The organism is Acanthopleuribacter pedis, assembly GCF_017377855.1.
Lineage (GTDB): Bacteria > Acidobacteriota > Holophagae > Acanthopleuribacterales > Acanthopleuribacteraceae > Acanthopleuribacter > Acanthopleuribacter pedis.
Genome location: NZ_JAFREP010000002.1, coordinates 466,405 through 487,372 on the forward strand (window position 1 = coordinate 466,405; position 20,968 = coordinate 487,372).

Annotated in this window: 7 protein-coding genes; 2 read left to right on the forward strand and 5 right to left on the reverse strand. The window is 63.2% G+C overall.

The window, feature by feature from the left end; all coding sequences use genetic code 11:
* Positions 1-65: 65 nt before the first annotated feature.
* Positions 66-683, forward strand: a complete 618-nt coding sequence (locus J3U88_RS03400) for a hypothetical protein (protein ID WP_207856727.1) — start codon at positions 66-68, stop codon at positions 681-683.
* A gap of 131 nt (positions 684-814) precedes the next feature.
* Here J3U88_RS03400 and J3U88_RS03405 read toward each other — a convergent pair whose 3' ends face one another.
* Together J3U88_RS03405 and J3U88_RS03410 are read right to left on the reverse strand one after the other, a co-directional pair.
* Positions 815-1,426 carry a hypothetical protein gene (locus tag J3U88_RS03405; RefSeq protein WP_207856728.1) on the reverse strand — a complete coding sequence of 204 codons (612 nt, stop codon included), beginning with the start codon at positions 1,424-1,426 and terminating at the stop codon, positions 815-817.
* Entirely contained in the window at positions 1,404-2,612 is a 1,209-nt protein-coding gene (locus tag J3U88_RS03410; RefSeq protein WP_207856729.1) for a DNA cytosine methyltransferase, read from the reverse strand. The genes J3U88_RS03405 and J3U88_RS03410 overlap by 23 nt, the downstream gene beginning before the upstream one ends.
* An 87-nt stretch (positions 2,613-2,699) precedes the next feature.
* Here J3U88_RS03410 and J3U88_RS03415 point away from each other — a divergent pair, with 87 nt between their 5' ends.
* Positions 2,700-3,359, forward strand: a complete 660-nt coding sequence (locus J3U88_RS03415; RefSeq protein ID WP_207856730.1) for an HhH-GPD family protein — start codon at positions 2,700-2,702, stop codon at positions 3,357-3,359.
* Between the two features lie 31 nt (positions 3,360-3,390).
* Here J3U88_RS03415 and J3U88_RS03420 read toward each other — a convergent pair whose 3' ends face one another.
* From J3U88_RS03420 to J3U88_RS03430, 3 genes are read right to left on the reverse strand one after another with little or no spacing between them, the layout of a single operon-like run.
* On the reverse strand, positions 3,391-4,806 hold the full coding sequence (locus J3U88_RS03420) for an FAD-binding oxidoreductase (protein WP_207856731.1): 1,416 nt from the start codon (positions 4,804-4,806) through the stop codon (positions 3,391-3,393).
* Positions 4,807-4,820: 14 nt separating this feature from the next.
* Positions 4,821-6,467 (reverse strand): cyclic peptide export ABC transporter, encoded by a 1,647-nt coding sequence (locus tag J3U88_RS03425; protein WP_207856732.1) that lies wholly within the window; start codon positions 6,465-6,467, stop codon positions 4,821-4,823.
* A complete protein-coding gene (locus J3U88_RS03430; protein WP_207856733.1) occupies positions 6,464-20,965 on the reverse strand; it encodes a non-ribosomal peptide synthetase in 14,502 nt (4,833 codons plus the stop codon). The genes J3U88_RS03425 and J3U88_RS03430 overlap by 4 nt, the downstream gene beginning before the upstream one ends.
* Positions 20,966-20,968 lie beyond the last annotated feature (3 nt).

Below are 20,968 nucleotides of genomic sequence, written 5' to 3' on the forward strand. Positions count from 1 at the left end.
ATAGAGGGGGGTGTCACGACAGTGTTCTTCCTTCGTCTTTTCAATCACCCCAAGGAGGTGCTCCCATGAAAAAGTTAGCGATTTTGTTGTTGTTCATTGCCTCAATCGGCCTGGTCCAAGCGCAACGCCCCGACCGCGGCGACGGTCCCGGCAACGGTGATCGCGGCCCTCGCGCCGGTGAGCGCGGCGGCGACCGCGGTTTTGGTGCCGGCCCGATTGTGACCGATGACGGTTTCGCCATCATTGTCACCGCCGAACGTATCGACAACGGCGACGAAACCTTCTCCGTCGACACCAACATCAGCGCATACGGCGCAACCGGACTCGCCTGGCAAAACGACCTCTCCGCTTACGAAGGCCGTCTTAGCGGTTTGCGTCCCTCCGGCGCCATGCTCGCCTTCACCGTGACCGTTGTTCCTTCTGAAGAAGAACGCGAGGCCGGTGCCGAAGCCGTCACCACCCTGGTCGCCCTCAACGCATCGACCGGTGCCGAGGCTTGGTCGGTGTTGCTTCCCGGCCGCGGCGACCTGCGCCCCGACGGCCTTGGCGGCTTTTTCTACACCTACCGCGAAGCCACCGAATCCACGGTGACTTCAAGCCTGGCCTACATCGCGGGCGGCAACATCGTCTACAGCGAAACCCTGCGCACCGTTGAACGCAACACGGACGACGACGCCGGCTAGGTCTCCCCAGAGCCACCCCCCAGAACCACCCCCAACCCAACCGCAACAACCCAACTCAATCCCGACCTAAAACACGCAACTCAGAACCTCTCTTCTGAACCTCTCTAAGTCCTGCTTCTCGCCCCAGCCCATCACGGGTTGGGGCTCTTTTTGTTTGGGATGGTATGGGGATTTTGGGATTGTGACTGGGCATGGTTGGGTATTCGATTTTTCTCAAGTTGAAAAATCGAACGGCGGTTAGGAGTTACTTGCGTGTTGATCGCTGTTGTCCCATCGATGATCGAGGGGCGATGGCGCCTTTCTGTTTTCTGGTCCCAAAGGCCCCTGGGGTTAAGGCCTGCGATTCCTGTGCGTTTGGCCGGGATGCGTGACGGCTTCAACCGGTTTTTTAGCGATGTAAGGATGCCTTCGCCTCGGTAGCTTTCGCTCGGATGATCGAAAGGGATCGCTTTTTGCCACCAATACTTGATTTTTAGTTGGTTGCCTTCAAGGGTAATGTCGCCTTCACCTGAGATCAGGAAGCGCGTGCTGGTTGCGGGGATATTGAGGAGGTCGATTAAATACTGTTTCAAGGTGTCGTGAAGTGCCGAATCCGGTAAAGGATCACCTGCGAGGAAAAAGGTGATCTCGCGTCTTCCATACATGCCGTCGGGCCCAAAATCGGGATGGACGAACCATTCAACCTCGCATTCATTTTCGGAAAGGCTTTGGATAAAGGTTTCAAATGAAGATGGTTCGTTCATGTTGGGTCTCCTTTTTTGACGATTCCGGTTGGAGGTGTTGGCGAACCGAGGCCGCCACGGTTTGTGCCAGTTGGACTGGTACCGCGTTGCCCAGTTGGCGCATGGTTTCGCTCCAGGCGCCTTCGAAAACCCAGGCATCCGGGAAGGTTTGCATGCGCGCCGCCTCGCGTACCGAAAAGTAACGGACCGAGCCGTCGTGGAACGCGATCATGTTTTCGCCGCCGGGCACCCCGTGAACCCCGGCCTTGAGGGTTTTTGAGGGCCAGTCAATCGGGCTCCCCGTATGGCCGACATAGGTCCGCGCGCCGGGTTGGTGGCGATGGTTGGCGAAACCACCGTGTTCTTCTCGCGGATCGGGCAAGCCGGTGAGGGCGTCGCGGACCGTGACCCAGGGCATCAGACCGCGAACCGCCTCGGGTCGTTCGGCCAGGCCGCTGATTTTTTTGCGGTACCGTGTCGGGGGCATGGGGGGCGCCGCGATGTGGTGGCGTTTCCAATAATCACCCGTCACCCATTGGTCGGCCAACAGCGCTTCCTTCGAATGGGTTGGCGTTGGAAATTGCCACGCAATCGCCGTGTCGGCGCGGAAGCCCACCAAAAAGACGCGCTCGCGGGTTTGGGGGACGCCGTAATCAGCCGCGTTGAGGAGTTTAAAGTCCACCCGGTACGCTAGCCCGGTAGGGTCGGCACGGTGGGCGGTTTCTTCCAAGCGTGCCAAATGCTGTTCCCAGGGTTCGTTTTCCACACGAACTGCATCGGGATAGCGCAACCGCAACAAGCAGTATTCAAAATAAGCCGCAAAACTCTGGCGCAACAAACCTTTGACGTTTTCCAAAATGAACGCGCGCGGCCGAAGCGCACGTAAGGCACGAATAAACTCTGGTATCATGTCGCGATCATCATGCATGCCCTTGTGTTTGCCGCCGATGCTAAACGGCTGACACGGCGGTCCGCCCGCCACCAAATCCACCGGCCCCCATTGGCTAAAATCCACGCGACGCACATCGCCCTTGTGGACCTTACCGCGCCAAGCCGCCGTACCCGCGAGTGAGGCGTCGCGGATGTTGCGTTCCAGCGTGGCACAGGCGTTGCCCTCGCGTTCCACCAGGGCTTGGTGATGAAAGCCGGCCAAATGGGTGCCCAGCGCCAAGCCGCCGGCGCCGGTAAAAAGTTCAATGGATCGCATCCTGTCCCCATCCGTCGCGTTAATCGCCGCATCATAGCCCAGCCCCAACCCGTGCGCAAGCAACCCGCCAATCGCCAGGAAGAGCCCGTGAACCAAGCACCCTTCACCGCGCAAGAAATCGAAGCCATCCGAGCCGCCTTGCTCGCTTGGGGCCGCGACCACTTCCAAAACTACCCCTGGCGCTCAGAAAAAGATCCCTGGCTAACCTTCGCCACCGAGTTCCTCCTGCAACGAACCAAAGCCGACCAAGTCGCCGCCGTCTACCCGGCCTTCAAAAAACGATTCCCCACCGTGCGTGCCTTCGTCGACGGCGGCGACATGGCCGTCGATTGGCTCGCCTCGCGGCTCGGGTTAAGAAGCCGCTGCCGTTTCCTCTGGGAAGCCGCGGTCGCAATCGAAACCAGGGGCGGTCACCCCCCGGAAGATGTCGACGAACTCATGCAAATGCGCGGCGTCGGCCAATACATCGCGTCGGCTTGGCTATCGCTTCACCGCAACCAACGCGCCCTCATCGCCGACGCCAACGTCGCCCGCTGGTTAAGCCGCATGACCGGCTTACCCTACAACCGAGATCCACGCGGCAAAAAATGGGTTTACCAGCTGTGCGAGGATTTAACACCGGAAGATGCTTTCAAGGCCTTTAACTATGCCGTCCTCGATTTCACGATGACGGTTTGTGTCCCCAAACAACCGCTCTGTACTCCCTGTGTCCTCCAAGGGCTCTGTAACTTTGGGAAAAAATCCTGACGCTAAACCTATTTTAAAAAAGCTGGCTTTTCTATTTGGGGCGACCCATTTTCGCAATGAATGTTTTCTGTTTGTCTGGATTCAGGATGCCGGAATTTGCGAGCGCGTTTCCTAAAAAGGCGAGGTGGTGGTCGCTTTTTCTGGCGCCTTCTGGTTGATACCGCGCGGTGACCATGCCCAGGCCGTGTTCGCCGCTCGGGGCGCCGCCGATGGCGATGGTGTGGTCGTAGATTTTTTGGATGCCGGGGATGATGCTTTGGTTCCAGGTTTGGTTGTCTAGCCCGTTGCGGAGGACGTTGACGTGGAGGTTGCCGTCGCCCGCGTGGCCGAAGATCGCGCTTTCGAAGCCGTATTCGCGGCCCACCGCTTTGACCAGGTTGACGATTTCCGCCAGACGACCCCGTGGGAAGGTTAGGTCGAGGTCGCGGAAGGGGGTTTGTTCGATGACCGCCGTGCCGACCCGCTTGCGTAAGCGGCAAAGCTTTTCCATCGCCGTCGGCGTGTCCGCGAAAAGGGTTTCGCTTGCGCCTTGTGCCTCCGCGATGTGCGCGGCCGTTTCCGCCTCGGCCAGGAGTTGGTCGGCGTGGTTGCCGTCGAAGCCGATCCACAGGTAGGCACCCACCGCCGCATCGATGGGTTCGCCCGCCGCCTTGGCCGCGATGGTGACGGCGTCCCTTTCTAAGAACTCGACTTCCGATGGGGTGAGGCCCGCTTGGAACAAGGCGCAGATGGTTTCGCCCGCCGCTTCCACCGTGGGGAAGGCCACCCGCAGCAGGTTTTCTTCCGTCGGTGGTGTGATCAGGCGGAACACGGCCTTGGTGATCACCGCCAAGGTGCCCTGGCTGCCCAGGATCAGTTGTGTGAGGTTATAGCCCGAGGCGAATTTGCGTACGTCCGCGCCGGTCCAGAAGACGGTTCCGTCCGGTAGCACCACTTCCATGTTGAGCACCCAGTTGCGGAAGGCGCCGTATTTGACCGATTTGGGGCCGGCCGCGGCCTCGGCGAGGTTGCCGCCGATCCGGCACCAGGCGGCTGAGCCGGGATCGGGCGGCAACCACAGGTTTTGTTCACGCAGCTCGGCCTTTAATTCGCCGGTGATTTTGCCGACCTCGACGGTGCAGGTCATGTCGCGGTGATTGATCGCCAACACCCGGTTCATGTGGTTCAAGCACAGAATGACGCCGCCGTTAACCGCCAAGGCGCCGCCGCTCACGCCGCTGCCGCCGCCGCGGGGCACGACTGGAATGCCTTGTTCGTTGCAATAAGCCAGGATGGCCGAGACCTGTTCGACGGTATGGACGCGGGCGACCGCATCCGGGAGGAAGTGGTGTTCGCGGGTTTCGTCGGTGGCGTAGGCCTCACAATCGGCCGGCTCGGTGATCAGGGAGCCTTGCGGGAGCAGGGTGGCCAGGTGGTTTTGCTGTTCGGGGGTGAGGTTGCGGGTCATTTGGCTTGGTTCCTTTATGTCAAAAGTGCTTCGGCGGCCTGGGGTTGGTGTTCTTCCGGGCGGCCTTCCACCATGTGGATGATGCGGTCGGCGCAATCGAAATAGGATTCATCGTGGGTGATGGCGATGATGGTTTTGCCCGCGGCGCGGAACATGGGGATCAGCTCGCGGTAGAAGCGGCGGCGGAAGGCCGGGTCCTGGTCGGCCGCGAATTCGTCCATCACCAAAACCGGCGCGGGATCGACCAGCGCTTGCACCAAACCCAGGCGTTTGCGTTGGCCCTGGGACAGGTCAAGGGTGGACCAAGCGCCGTCCGCCAGGTTCACCTTGTGGTCGAGAGCCATGGCGCTGAGGTGGTTTGCGAGGTCCTCCGGTGACGGTTGCCGGCCGTAGATGCGGTCGAACAGGTGGAAATCGGCGAACAACGGGCTGAACAGATGGCGCTGATCCGCGCCACCTGCTTCCCAGGCTTGGCCGTCCACGGTGAAGCGGCCGCTGTCTGGTTTGTACAGGCCGAGCAGCAGTTTGAGCAGGGTGGTTTTGCCGCTGCCGTTGCCGCCCACGATGAACAGGACCTCGCCGCGACGTACTTCCAGATCGAGCGGGCCGATGTGAAAGGGTTCGGCGCCGTCTACCGGTGGATACGCAAAAGTTACCCGCGCCAAACGCAAGCAATGCCAGTTGGTAAACTTTGGCGCATTTCCTTCAGCCAGCGCAACGGACGTGGAACCCGGCGTTTGTTTGTCCGCCAAATCCCGTTGCAGCTTTTCCATTTTGTCGATGGCGATGCCGAAGCGGTCCAAGGTCGGCAACAGGTCGACGGTTTGTTGGATGGCGGGGGTTAAATACAACATCACCAAAATGGTTGAGGCAAAGGGTTCGGCCGACAGGCCTAGCCAGGTTTGGCCGGTGAAGGCGAAGGCGCCCAGCACGCCGTAGATCAACATGCCGCTGACCAGGACGGCCTGGATGTATTGCTCACCGCCGCGCACGTTTTGTTCGTAGCCGGCGCGGCAGCGTTCCATCAGGTGGTTTTCGAAAAATTCGCGGCGTTTTTCGTCGCTCATTTTTAGCTCTTTGAAGCCCCGTAACTGGTGGTCCACCAGCCGGAAAAATTCGTCCTGCGTTTGTCGGGCCGCGAACCAATCACGCGCGGCTCGGCCCGCCACGCTGCTGTACAAACCGGCGCCCACCAGAATGCACAGCAGGATGAGCACAAAGGCAACCGGGGACAACCAACACAGATAGGCAAAACACACCAAGATGGTGAAACCCGCGATCAGCATGCTGCTGATGATGTCGGGGGACCGCGCCAATTGGGTGGTGTCCTCGGTGATGGCGGTGTAAATCGCTTGATTGGGAACCTGCTCGAAGCGCTGTTGATCGCAGGCCAACACGCCGCCCAAAATTTCGGCGCGCATGGTGAACACGGCCCGCTGTGTCGCGCGCAGCAGGGCGGCGGAGAAAAAACGCGATGCAGCCAAGTAACCGACGATGGCCGCCGCGAAAACCGCCATGCGCCCGCCGTTTACCCCGCCGTGAATGACGTCGTTGATGGTTTTAATCATCAAGGTGTTGCAGACGCCGGTCATCAAGCTGAGCAAGGCGACCAGGTAGATCCGGGCACCCAGTTGCTGTTTCAAGAAAAGCCACATTTTCATGGGTTGTGCTCCTTAGCAAGGAAGGCAGCCGGGTTTACGCCCGCATCGATTAGGTGTTTTGTTTGCCCGCGCGGGGTGGTTATTTGGAACCAGGTCGCCAAGGGCGTGGCGACGCCAAAGGTTTGGTGATAGCGCCGTGCCAGCGCGGCGAGTTGGATGGAGGACCCGCCGCACACGAAAAAGTCGTCATTCGGTTCGAATTCGTCGTCGGAACAGCCGATGATCTCGGCCCATATCGCGGCCAGCCGGCGTTCCAACGGGTTCGGCGGTGGGTCCGTGGCTTGTGGCTCGGTGGGTTTGCTTGGCATGTTCACTTGAGGCAGCGGCTGTGGCGGTACGCCGGCTTGGAGCGGTGTTTCCTCGATAACCTCATTTTTTACAAATCGTTCCAGTGAATCGGCCAAGTGCTCGATCCGTTCCGCGAGGTAGAGGTCGGGGTTGTATTCGAGTATCAGTGTCACACCGTCGTCGAGTTCGTGGAAACTAAAGGTCAGGTCAAAATGCGCGGTGGTTGGCTCGAGGGGCACCCCGCGAAGCTGGTAACCTTCCATTGCGGTGAAATCGCTTTGGCGTTCCCGCTCAAATTTGACCATGCAATCGAACAGCGGGTTGCGTCCCGGATCCCGGGGCAAGCGCAGTTTTTGGAGAAGGTGGTCATAGGGATAGGCACCGTGTTCCTGGGCATGTTGCAGGTTGGCGGCCACGATGCGGACCAACGCGCCGAACGACGAAACCCCTTCAAATCGCGTGCGCAACGCAAGGTTGTTGTAGTACAGCCCCAGCTGTTCCTCGCTGCCGGGTAGATCGCGTTGGGCGAAAGGCACGCCGAGGGTGATGTCGTTCGCGCCCAGGGTGCGGTGGAACAGGGTGTTGACGGCGGCAATTAGCACCGTGAACAAGCTGCAATTGTGTGTTTTGGCAAAAGCAGCCAGATGGTCGCGGGTCGCCGATGACCACTGACGTGTGATCCGGGCACCGGCGAAACGCCGTGTCCGCGGGCGCGGCTTGTCGGTGGGGAGTGGCAAGGCCGGTGGCGGCTCGCTGAATTGTTCCAGCCAATAATGTTCGGCCGCGGCCAGCGACCCTCCGGTCAAACGCTGCTGTTGCCAAACCGCGTAATCGTGGTATTGGTAAGGCAACGCGGCTTGTTGGGCGCGGTCGCCGGTGAGGTGGGACTGATAACCGGCTTGCCATAATTGGACCAGCAAACCGAGTGACCAGGCGTCGGCCAAAATGTGGTGGAGTTGGAGGAACAACAGGTGGCGTTCCCGACCCAGCACAAACAAGGTAGCCCGCCATGGTGGTGCCTCGGCCAGATTGAACACCTGTTGGCTTTGTTCCGCCAGAAGGATTTGGCGCTCTTGGTCGCTGATGGGGCCGGGACGCATGACGGCAAGGCGGGGGGCCTGATCGCTAGGCAAAACCTGTTGTCGGAGACCCCGGTCCGTGTGGATGAAGCGGGTGCGCATGATTTCGTGGCGGGCGACCACATCGTCGAGGGCGGCGGCGAACACATCGATATCGAGGGGCCCGTCGAGGGTGACCGCGGTGGGAATGGTGTGGGCCGCCGCGGCGTGCGGCAATTGGTTGAGCAACCACAAGCGCGCCTGCTCGGATGAAACGGGGTAATCCTCGGCGTCGGGCACGGTAGGTATGGTTTCGTGCCCGGTCTCGTCGTGCCAGTCGGCGAATTCGGCCGCGGCCAGGGTCGCAATGGTGGGTTCGGAAAAAAGCGCGCGAATGCCGACCTTGCGCCCGAAACGTTGTTGGATCAGCGCGGCCAGCCGGGTGACCTCCAAACTGTGCCCGCCCACGTCGGCGAAATGGTCGTTGATCCCAAAGCGATCATGGCCCAACACCTCGCGCCAAATTTCGGCCAGCAAATGTTCAGCCGCGGTGCGCGGCGCTTGGCGGATGGGTTCGGGGACTGCCTCGGATGCGGTTTGCATGGCGCGCAATGCCGCGCGGTCCACTTTGCCGTTGTTATTGAGCGGAAAGGTTTCGAGCAGAAACCAAACCTCGGGGACCATGTACTCGGGCAAACGGGCGCGGGCGAAGGCGCGTAGTTCCGCGATGGGCGTTGCCTCGGCGTGACGTTCTAGCCAGGCGGCGAGGCGTCCTTCCTGTTGCATGACCACCGCGGCGCGCACCCGCGGGTGTTGGCAAATCACCGCGGCGATTTCACCCGGTTCGACGCGAAACCCGCGCACTTGAACCTGTTCATCGCCGCGACCGAGGAAGGCCAGGTTGCCGTCGGGCAGGAAACGGGCGCGGTCACCGGTGCGGTAGTAACGTTGGCGGTCCCGTTGGACAAAGGCGGCGTCGGCCCCGGCGTTGCGCCAATAACCACGGGCCAAGGTGGGTCCGGCGATGGTGATTTCACCCACCGCCCCCGGCGGCACCAAGCCGCCGTGGTCATCACGCAACCACAACGAAATCCCTGGCAACGGACGGCCGATACAAGCGCCACGCCAGGCTGCCTCAGCTTGTTGCTCCGACGCGGCAAGATAGGGGTTCACTTCCAAGGCCGAACAAATCACCGCGGCCTCGGTTGGGCCGTACAGTTCGACAATACGCGTATTGGGAAAACGCGCCGCGAGTCGTTGCAACAGCGCGGGTGGCACGCGGTCACCGCCGGTAAACAGCACGCGCGGCCCTTCGCCGGCCTCGGGCAGTGTAGCGAGCAACCGTTCCATCAAATGGGGAACCGCGTGAAAGGCGGTCGCCGCCTTAAAGGCGCTGCCGAGGCGTTCCAAATCTAAAACCTGTTCCCGATCCAGCAGATCGACACAGGCGCCGGCGGTGAGCGGCACCAAGAGCTCGAACAGGGCGATATCAAAAGCTTGCGGTGCAACCCAGGGCATGCGGTCGTTTTCGCCAAACCCAAACAGGATCCGTGCATGGCCGATGGTGTGGGCCAAGGCGCCGTGCGTGACCAACACGCCCTTGGGTTTTCCAGTTGAACCGGAGGTAAAAATCAAATAAGCGGGGGTGTCGGCGGTGAGTCTCACCGACGGGGGCGCCTCGGCAACCAGTTGCCGAGGCGGAACCAAGGTGCGGTAGCGGTGATCGCGCAAGCGTTCGGCGCCGGCTTCGTCGGTGATCAACGCGCGGGTTTTGGCCTCGGCGAGGATCCGGCGCAGGCGTTCTTCCGGCATGCTCGGGTCGAGTGGCAGGTACAGGGCACCCAGGCGCCACAGGGCGATCAGGCTCGCGGGCAAATCGAAATCACGGGGCAGCGCCACCGCCACCACATCACCCGGACGCACGCGGCCCTGTTGCACCAAGGCCGCCGCGATGGAGTCGGCCCGTTGCGAGAATTCGCCGTAGCGCAGGCTACGCCCATTGCGATGCAGGGCGATTTGGTCGGCGCGCGCCCGCATGGTTCTTTCTAAAGCGGGCAAAACCGAGGCGTCGCAGGGGGCCGGCGCCGGTCCCACGGACCAGGCGCGCAGCAAGGCGTGGTCGTCGGCGTCGAGAAAATCAACCAGCGCGCAGGGCCGCGCCGGCTCGGCCAGAAGCCGGTCGAGCAGGGTTAACAGGTGGCGCCCGTAGCGGGCGACCGTGGCGGGATCGTACAAATCGCTGTTGTACTCAATCGAACCCAACAGGCGGTTGCCTTCCAGCAGGAAATCAAAACTGAGATCGCCCTTGGTGGTGCGGAAGGTGCTTTCCACCGGGGTAACTTCCAGGCTGCCGGGGTTCTTTTGGTGCTTCGTGTCATGCTGAACCAGGGACAGCATGATGTCGAACAAGGCACCGTGACCCGCGTGATCGCGCGCCGCCGTCGTGCCCTGCAACTCGGTGACCAATCGGTCGAAAGGATAAGCCTGATGGGCCAAGGCTTGCGCCAGGTCGCGTTGCACCGCGGCGGCGGCCTCGGCAAAGGGCAGCTGGTTTTCAAGGCGGGGGCGCAGGGCGAGGGTGTTGATTAACACCCCGATTTGGTCGGCGAGGTCGGCGTGATCGCGGTTGGCGACGGGGGTGCCGATGATCAGGTCGCCTTCCCCCGTGGTCGCCTGCACCAACAGGTTCAGCGCGGTGAGGAGCAAACCAAAAGGGGTGCCGCCGGATTCGGTCGCGTAAGCCACCAAACGCGTGCCCAAGTTTTCGGGTGGATTCAGCATTACGCGATCACCGCGATGACTTTGGAGCAAGGGGCGGGGTCGGTCGGCCGGCAGGCTAACCGGGGCCGGGTGATCGGCAAGGTACGCCAACCAAAAGGCACGCGACGCGGCCAAGGCATCACTGTCGGAACGGGCCGCCAGCCAAGCGGCAACGTCTTTGTACTGCAAGTGTTTGGTGGGGAGGGGTTGGGCCTCGCCGCCGGCGTGGCTTTGGTAACGCTGGAGGATGTCCCGGACCAGCAGGTCCATCGACCAAGCGTCGCCCAAGAGGTGGTGCAGGTTAAGGGCGAAGCAATGGTGGTTGGGCGAGAAGCACAGCAGGCGGGCACGCAGGAGCGGACCCGCGGCGAGGTCGAAGGTGAATTCGGCGTTTTCGCGGAGCAGGTTCTCTTGCTCGGCCGGGCTGCAGTGCAGGGTTTGGAAGGGAAGCGGCGGATTGGCTTCGATGACTTGAACCGGGTGACCGTCGCGTTCGGGGAAACGGGTGCGCAGGATTTCGTGACGGGCCACCACGTCGGCCAGTGCTTGTTCTAAGGCATTTGCATCGAGGTGACCCTTGATTTCAACCGCGGTCGGCATGTTGTAGGCGATCCCGGTTTCGTCCAAACGGGCCAAAATCAGAATGCGCTGTTGCGCGGGGGGAAGCGGGTAACAAGGCGCCGCGGCGACGGGTTCGATGCGGGTGTCGCTTTGCCCGCGTTCCTGTTCCCGGCGCACCAAGGCGCTGAGCCCGGCGGCGGTGGGTTGGGTGAAGACGGCGCGCAACGGGAGGCGCACCCCAAAGTGGTCGTGAATGCGCGCGTTGAGTTTGGCCGCGGCGAGGGAATGGCCGCCCAGCGCGAAAAACGAGGTGTCGGGGTCGACCTGATCGCGGTCCAGCACCGCACACCACAGCGCGGTCATGGCGCGGGTTATTGCGTCGCTCGCGGTCGCGGGCGCGCTGGAAATGGGGCGGGGTTCGGGTCGTGGCAGGATGTGTGCCTCGGGTACAGCGAGCCGGTCGAGGGGTTGGTGGATCAGATCTTTCGCTTCAGCCAGCCAAGCACAAAACCGTTCGCCGAGGCGGGCTACATCGGCATCGGCGAAGCGGGCGCTGTTGTATTCCAGGCGGATGCGCCCCATCTCACCTGGGACAATCACCAGGGACAGGTCGTAGTGGTTCCACTCTTCCACGTCGATGGTTTCGAAACGCAGTTCACTCTGGCCCGCTGAAAGGGTTTCGGGGACGGGGTAGCTCTCGAACACGACCAGGTGGTTGATGAGGTTGGGGCCCAGCGGCGAGAGGGCTTGTATTTCGGATGATGGCAGAAATCCGACGTTTTCACGTTTTACTGCCAAATCTTGCAGCCGGTCTGCCAAGCGCGCGACCGTGGTGTCCGCGTCAAGGGTAACGTGAACGGGCAGCGTGGTTAGGAACAGGCCCACCATTTGGTCCGCGCCGGGGGATTCGGCCGGGCGGCCGTTGCTTACGACCCCGAAGGTAATGCTGTTTTGCTGCCCGAGTCGCGCAAGCAGGGCGCACCAGATCGCGCTGCACAGATGGTTGGTGGTGGTGCGTTGGGCGCGGGCCGTTTCGCCGAGTTGGTGCAGTAATTCGCTGCTGTCTTCCGCGACCCAGGCCCGCGGCGCCCAGCCCTCGTCGTGCTGAATCGGCAGGGGGAGGTGGGTGGGCTGACGGGCGCCTGCCAAATGACCGCGCCACCATGCGCGGGCGGCGCTGGGGTCCCGTTGCGCCAACCACAACAGGTAATCGCGGAAGGGGGGACGCGGCGCGGGTGACGTCCCGAGGGTGTAGAGCTGAACCAACTCGGTGAGTACGATGCCGACCGACCAACCGTCGAGCAGGGCGTGGTGGAAGGTCCACAGGATGAGGTCGCCGGGTAGGTCGTCGATCACGCGGGTCCAATGGCACAACCGTGCGTTTTCCGGCGCGGCGCAAGCCAAACGGGTTTCCTCGGCGTAGGCGTCCAAGGCGCGGTCGGCTTCGGCCAAGCCGCGCAAATCAAGCAGCCGCGCCGTGACCGGTTCGGATCGGTCGACCGTTTGCCAGGGTGTGCCCGCGTGGTTTACGAAACGGGTGCGCAACACGGCGTGGCGTTGATGCAATACCGTCAGCGCCTGGTCCAGGCGTTCGCCGTCGAGCGGTTGGTTGAGGCGCAAACGCAGTTGGCTGACGTAGGCCGCCGTCCCGTTTTCCCGCGCCAGATCGGCTTGGAACAACAAGCCGGTTTGCATGGGGGTGGCGGGATAGAGGTCGACCGCGCGCGGGTCCGCGTTAAATTGATCCAAAGCGTTTTGGTTCAACCCGGCAAAGGGGAATTCTTCCAAGCGACGGTTGCCGTGGCTGCTTTCGGCCAGATCGGCCAAGGCCTGAAGTGCGTCGGCAAAAGCGACCAGGTAGGTTTGCGCCGCTTCAGGCGAAACCCGCGCGGGATGGTGGTCGAGGAACAGGGTTAAGACGTCGCCCTTTTCGGTTTGGGTGACACCCGCGCCGAAACCGAAGTCAAACAACAGATGTTCCTCGCCGTGTTCCTCCGCGCCCGCGTCCAGGAATTCGCCGAGGGCCGGGGCGGCATCGAAACGGCCGAGGTAGTTAAAGAGAACACGGGGGAGCGGCGGCAGGTCGCGCTCGGCCAAAAAGCGCAGCAATCCGTAACCCAAACCTTTGCCTGGAACGGCGCGCAGGGTGGCTTTGACCTGCTCCAGGCGGTTCGCCAGTTGGTCGACCTCAGGGAACACGACTGGGTACATCGCGGTGAACCAACCCACGGTGCGGCTCAAATCGAGGCTGCCGACGTCGCGGCCGTGGCCTTCCAGGGTGATCGCCAAGGGGCCGCGAAATCCGTTTGTTTGGAAGGCGGTGACCAGCGCGGTGAGCAGTATGTCGTTCATTTCGGTGCCGAGCCGTTGGTGGAGGGGTCCCAGCACGCGATGGGACAAGGCCGGACTTAGGTCGCGCGCGGCCCGTTGGCGGTCGGCCACGCGGTAGGGTTGCGTCGCAAGCGGCAGGGGCTCGCGCCAAGCCGGCAAGGTTTGCCAATAACCGCTTTCCGTCGCTGCAACGGTGGGGAGTAGTTGTTCTTGGAGATAGCGGGTCCAGTCCCCGAACGCGGTGGGGACCGGGGCGAGTTGTGGGCTTTCGCCGTTGGCCAAGGCTGAAAGGGCGTCCTGCACATCATCGAGCAAAATGCGCCAGGAGACCCCGTCGACAACCAGGTGGTGGCCGCACAGGAACAAAAAGTCGGCCCCCGGTTCGCGTAACAAAAGGGCGCGGAACAGCGGTCCCGCTGCCAAATCAAGGTCGGCTTGCAAGGATGCGGCGGTTGTTTGGGCGGTATCGGCGGCAACCGAACGGTGCTCCCAAAAATCGGGGCTCACGGCGTCCACAACCAATTGGCCACCATCGAGCCTGGCCCCCAGCAAGCGGTGATGGTTTACCAGGGCGCGCCACGCGGTTTCGAGTTTGGCCGGGTCCGTATCGACGGGTAACCGAAGCAGTAACGATTGGTTGTAATGGTTGGGGCGCAATCGTTTTTGGCCGAGGAACCAAGCTTGGATTGGGGAAAGCGCGACGGGCCCGGCGTCGATACGGTGCTGTACCGGTGTGTCCTGTTTGAGCAGCGGCGCAAGCCGCGCGATGGTGCCCTCGCGGAACAAATCTTTAAGGGCCAAATCGTAACCGGCGCGGCGCAGGCGGGCGCGGATTTGCAACGCTTTAATTGAGTCACCGCCCAGCGCGAAAAAGTCTTGGTCGACAGCGGGGGTTTGGTCGGCGGGCAAGCCCAGAACCGCGCCCCAAATGCCCGCGAGCAATCGTTCGTCGGCGTTTCCGGGCAAACGGCCGGTTTGGTTGGTGCTTGGCGCGGGCAAACCGGCCCGGTCGATTTTGCCGTTGGCGGTGAGCGGGAACTGTTCGACGAATACCCAGGCCTCGGGAATCATGTACCGGGGTAAACGGTCGCTGAGAAAGGCGCGCAGGTTTTCGGGCGTTCCCTTGCCACGCAACCAGGCGGTTAGGCGCGGCCCCTGATCCTGGTGAACCACATCCACCACGGCCGCGCTGATGTCGGGGTGGTCGCTGAGCTGTTGCGCCACCTCGCCGGCCTCGATGCGGTACCCTCGCAGGCTGAGCTGGTGGTCGATGCGGCCGAGGAAATGGAAGCGGCCTTCGTGGTCGCGGCGCACCCGGTCGCCGGTGCGGTAGGCGCGGCCCAAGCTTTGGTGGCGGATGAATCGCGCCTCGGTTAAAGCCGATTGTCGGTGGTAACCCGCGGCGACGCCGGGGCCGCCGAGCAGCAATTCACCGGTTTGATCGGCATCAAGCGGTTGACCCCATGGATCCAGCACCGCGGTGGTCACCCCGGTCATAGGACGGCCGATGCTGATTGGGCCCTCGTCGACGGCTTCAACCAAACAGCCGACGGTGGCTTCGGTAGGCCCGTATTCGTTGTAAATCTGCATGCTTGGGTTGCGCCGGCGCAGTTGGGCCACAACCTCCGGCTTCAATGCCTCGCCGCCGAGAATCACGACCGCTACCTCGGTGCGATCCAAGCCTTCCAGCAAGGCGACGTGGGCCGGTGTCATTTTGACGGCCTGTACGCCGCTGCCGGGCGCGAAGACCGCGTGGATTTGTTCGTCCAAGGGCGCGGCGTTTGGGATGACGACAGCCGCGCCGCGGGTGAGTGGGGAAAAAAAGGTGGTCACGGTGAGGTCGAAGGTGGTGGCGGTGAACAGCGCCATAGCGGCATCGGGACGTTCGTCGAAATAAAGAGCGCGCGCTCGGGCCAGGTACCAGGCTAGGTTGGCGCGGGTGACGACCACGCCCTTGGGTTTTCCGGTCGAGCCGGAGGTATACATTATATATGCAGGTCGACAGCCGTCGCCGGTGGTGGGTTCCCATTCCGGGTTGGTTTCGGGTGTCACCTTGTCCGGGTCGAGCCAGGCGTCATCGGCCAGATCGAATTTCCTCGCGAGGTCCGGCGTGCTGATGGTGAGGCGTGGCGCGGCGTCGTCCAAAAGATCGTGGATGCGTTGGCGGGGCGCCTCGGGGTCAAGGGGTACGTAAGCGGCGCCGCAAGCGAGCGTGGCGAGAAGTGCCTGAATCAATTGCGGCCCCCGCGTCAGGCCAATGGCGATGCGGTCACCTGGCCGTACCTGTCGCCGGCTGCGAAGCTGTTGGGCCAAACCGGCAACCCGCGCGGCCAGCGTTTGGTACGTCCAGGAACCACCGGGGAACCGCACGGCAACCGCCGCCGGTGTTTCCGCGACACGCGCGGCAAAGGCCTGGAGCACGTCGGGATCGTCCAAGGGAACGCTTGCCGGCAGCGTGGGCGCGGGCGACCACCCATGGCTCAGGGTCAACGCCGGCTGCCGCGACCAGGCACGCAACAGGTGCACCATGCCGTCGAGCATGTGGGCGACGGTCTCAGGATCGATGCGGTCCGCGTCGAGATCGGCGCGGAACAGCAAGGCCTCGTCGGGTACCACCACCAGGGTGAGCGGGTAGTGGGTTTGTTCGTGGGCGAGCACGCCCTCCAGCTGAAAGCCGTCCGCGTCTTCCAGAACGGCGTCGCCCTCGGGGTAATTCTCAAAAACGAGGATGTGGTCAAACAAGGCGCGGCCCTGTTGGATTTCCGCCAAGGGCACGCTGGGTTGGGCCTCGGCCGCCACGGCGTTGTCGCGGCGTTGTTGCACGATCTCGCGCAACGGGGTGTGCCCGTCCAAGCGAACTCGGACCGGCAGGGTGTTGATAAACAGGCCGATCATCTCATGAATCCCCGGCACCTCGGCGGGCCGGCCGGAAACGACGGCACCGAACAGCACGTCTTGGCTGAACAGGCGGCGCGCCACCTGAACGGCCCACAGCACGTGCACGATGTGGTTGGCGGTGACGCGTTCGGCGGCGGCCATGGCGTTGAGGCGGCGCGTGTCCTCTTCCGACCAGCGCACCTCGAACGAATGGCGCGCGGGTTGTCCACTTCCAGATCCGGCAAGCGTGGTTTTTTCGTGGCCTTGGAGGGCGCGTCGCCACCATTGCACGGCGGCGCTTCCGTCCTGTTCGGCCAGCTTGCGGATGTAGCGGCGGAAGGGCGGAAAGGGTTTGGAATGGATGCGCTCGCCGCGTCGCAAGCGGCGGTAGTGATCGATGACGGCGGAGAACAACAGCGGCAAACACCAGCCGTCCATCAACATATGGTGGAAGGTCCACACCAAGCGGTAGCGGTCCTCGCCCAGTGCCAGCAAGGTGACGCGCAGGGGCGGGCCTGCGGCAAGGTCAAACGCCTGTTCGCGGTCGGACGCCATCCATGCATCGGCCTCGGCGGGCGTCACGGTTTGGACGGTCGGCGTGAGGGCCCGCGTGAGCAGACCTTGCAAGGCGCCGCCGGGCGCGTCCGGGAAAAATTGGGTGCGGCCGATTTCGGCGTCGTCCAACACGCGGGTCAGGGCGGCGGTCAACGCGTTTTGATCCAAACGGCCGCGCAGGACTTGGGCGATTTGTTCCACGTAGCTTCCGTCCTGATCCAGGTTGTGGTGGAACAACAAACCCTGCTGCATGGGGGAGAGGGGATAAAGATCGGTCAGTTCGTGGTGTTCCTGGATTTGGTCCAGGGTGGACGCCTGCAGCGCGGCCAAGGGCACGTCCGCGGGGGACAGCCAGACGCGGGGTTGGTGCGTGGTTGCCGCAACCAAGGCGTCGACGGCCTCGATCAGGCTTTGATGCAAGCGGGCCATGCGTTCCGGGTGGAAGCGGTGTTGGTCGTAGGCAAGGCCCAGTTGCAATCGGTCGTTGACCACCATGCCGGAGAAAAACCAGGCGAAGGGCGGCGGATCGCTGGGGTCGTTTTCCGGGCCGATATCCCAGGTGCTGAACCGAGGCCGGGACGGATCCTCTTCGTCGGCGTCAAAGCGACCGAGGTAGTTAAAACCCATCTCCGGCGCGGGGCCGTCCGTTTCGCCGGCGGCGCTCAAGAGGCTGTAATCGATGCCCGCGTGTCGGACCGCGCGCAGGTTCTCTTTGACGGCGGTTAAGCGGGTGCGCACGTCGCCGTCTTGGTGGTGCAGGACCACCGGGAACCAGGTGGTGAACCAGGCGACGGTGCGGCTAAGGTCGGGCGCGTCGGCGCCCAAATCGCGTCCGTGGGATTCGAGCAAGACCTGCACCCGGCTAAGCCGTTCGGCCCGCCACAAGGCGTCGCCGAGCGCGGTGAGCAAAAGATCGTTGATTTCGGTTCGGAAGGCGCGGTGGGCGGCACCCAGCATGGTTTGGGTTTGGGTGGTGTCCCAGGTGTGGTTGAGGAAGGCCACCCGGGTTGCCTTCTTCGATCCTGGCCGCTCGCTGTCCGGTTCGATGCGTTGGGATCCGGCGGCATAGGCTTGCCAAAAGGCAGCGCGGCGACGGCGTTCGTCCGCCGGAAAACGCGTTTTCAACCAAGCCGCCAAATCATCGAGGCTCGCCCCACGCGGCGATGGTTTCAGCGGCTTGCCCAAATGATGCTGCACCAAAAACCGAGATAACTCGTTTAAAAGCAAGCGCCAGGAGACAGCGTCGACAATGAAATGATGGGCCGCGACGAGGAGGCGGTCGCTGTCGTTGCATTGGAAATAAGTAACGCGCAGCAGCGGACCTTGTTCCAGGTCAAAGTCGCGCTGGTCGGCGGCGGCGCGTTGTTGCAGGTCGCGGCGGACGGTATCCGATCCGCGCAAGTCGACCCATGCCGGGGTGGCGTAGGTCTCCCTAATCAGCAATTGATCCGGGTGTTGGGGGTGCGGGATCGCCCGCAAAACCTCGTGGCGTTCCTGCAGCGCGCGCACGACGGCGCGCAAACCGATGTCGCTGATAGGTTGGGGCAGGTCCAGCAGCACACTTTGGTTATAGGCGCCGCGATTGCCCGCGAACCAGCGACGGAAATGGCTTTGGGCCGGGGTGGTCGGCACCGCGCCCTGCAGCGGTTCGAACACGCGTTTTTCGGTCAACGGCCGAAGTCCGCTCGCCACGTGGCGCAAGCGCGGTTCGCGGAAGAGGTCGCCCACCTCGAGGGCGTAACCGGCCTCGTGGAGGAAGGCCGAAATCTGCAGCGCTTTGATGGAGTCGCCGCCGAGCGCGAAGAAATCCGCGCCGGTGGTGACGGTCTGTTTGGGGAAAGCGGCGGCAAAGGCGCGCACCAGCGCGGCCTCGCCTTCGTTGCTTGCCGTGCCGCCGGGGCGGGCCTGTTGCGGCGCGGGTAAGGCGGCGCGGTCGACCTTGCCGTTGGCGGTGAGCGGCAGTGCCGGCAAGGCCACGAAAAAGGCGGGCATCATGTAAAGCGGCAAGGCGGCGGCGACCGCCTCGCGCAAACGGGTTTCCTCGGCGGCACCGGGACCGGCCACGTAGGCGACCAAAACCGGTTTACCGTCCGCGCCGGGTGCGCCGATCACGACCGCCTCGTGGACGCCCTCGAGGTTGGTTAAAGTGCTTTCAATTTCTCCGGCTTCGATGCGGTAACCCCTGATTTTAAGTTGGAAATCGTTGCGGCCGTGGTAGTGCAGGTTCCCCGCCGCATCAAGCGAGGCCAGGTCGCCGGCGCGGTACAGGCGGGTCCCGTCCGGGCGTTGGGTGAAGCGTTCGCTATTGAGCGTGGCTCGGTTGAGGTAGCCGCTGGTTAGGGCCTCGCCGCCGATGTGGAGGGAGCCGTGGAAGCCGGGCGGTACCGGGTGATCGTGCGCGTCCAAAAGCGCGATCACGGCGTGGTCGGCGGGACGGCCGATGGTGATCTGGTCGGGGTCGGTTATTTCCTGCATGGTGCAGCCGACGGTGGCCTCGGTCGGGCCGTATTCGTTAAAAATACGCATCGCGGGGTTAACCGCGCGCAGGCGCCGCACCTGTTCGGGCAGCAGTGCTTCGCCGCCGAGGATGACCCGCGCCACGCTGCTGGGTGGGTGTTCGGGCACCAAGGCGACGTGGGCCGGGGTCAGTTTGACCAGGTCGATGCGGGGATCGGCAAAGACCGCGGCGACCAGGGTTTCGGTAGGGGCCTCGCCAAAAACCACCAGGGCGTCACCTTGGGTAAACGGCAGGAACAAACTGGTGATGGTCAAGTCAAAGGCGGGCGTGGTGAACCAGGCACAGTCGGCGGCTTGATCGCGGTAAGTCGCCGCGGCCCACTGAATGTACCGGGTTAAGGCGCCGTGATGGATGGGCACACCCTTGGGGCGCCCGGTTGAGCCGCTGGTGTAAATCACATAGGCCTCGTCCTCGGCGCGAATGGCCGCGGGCTCAAAACGGCCCGCCCCCGCGGTGGGTGCAATTTCGGGAAGCGCGCTACAGCCCTCGGGCAGCGTCAACGAAACGGAAGGGGGCAAACCCAGCACCAAACAGGTGCCGCTATCGGCCAGCATCAGGTTGAGGCGGTCTTGCGGGTAACTGGGATCCAAGGCCAGCCAGGAAGCGCCGCATCGCAGCACCGCCCACATCGCCACGACGAAATCCGGGTGGCGTCGGCCCCACAGGGCAACGCGTGATCCACGGCCGACTCCCTGTTGCTGCAAAGAGCAGGCGACCTTTTCGATCCGCTGGGAAAAGGCGGCGTAGCTCAGCGTGTGTTCTTCGAAATGCAGGGCCGGTTCGGCACCGTGGCGTGCCGCTTGCGCCGCCAACAGGCCGGTGACGGGCGTGGCGGGGAAGCAGCGCGGCTGCTCCGCTTGGATCAGCGGGGATTCGCCCGCGCCGAGCAGCGGGATCTCGGTCAAAGGCAGGTCGCCGTTGTCGAGGAGGTTGGTTAGGACGATGGGCAAACGTGTGGCAAGCGCACGGGCAAGATCTTCGCCGCCCGCCTCTTCCGCCACCCAAACGGCGAGGAGGGACTGTTCGGGGTCGCGTTCCCAGGTGAAGCGAAAGCGTGCCGGCAAGGCCGCGCCCGTGCTTAAACCCGCCTGTTGCCAAACCACGCGGTAGAGCGGGGTAGGGTCGCCGCCGTCGTTGGTGCGCCAGGCGGTTTCAAAGGTTTCGCGGTCGGTCGCCAAACCGTTGCGCGCAATGGCGAGGGCGTCGCGCTGGGCGCGGGTCAGCGCGCGGAAACTCCCTTTGGGGTCCAGGGCCAGCCGCACCAGCAGCGGACCGCGCCGGGTTTCCTCATGCAAGGCCGGGGTCGCGATCAGGAGATCCGCGGCGCCACCGAGGCGCCACAGCACCACCCGCAACGCGGCGGTTAACAAGCTGTACTCGGCCCAGGGGTTGCCTTTGGCGACCGAGCCAAGGCGTTGGTGAAGCGCGGGATCCCATTGACCGGCCACGGATTGGGCGGGCCGGCGTCGACCCGCCCAGTTTAAATGCCAATCGGGTAGGTCGCGCAGGTGGTTCAGGAAACGGGGGTCGGGGGTGTGCTGATCATTCATGGC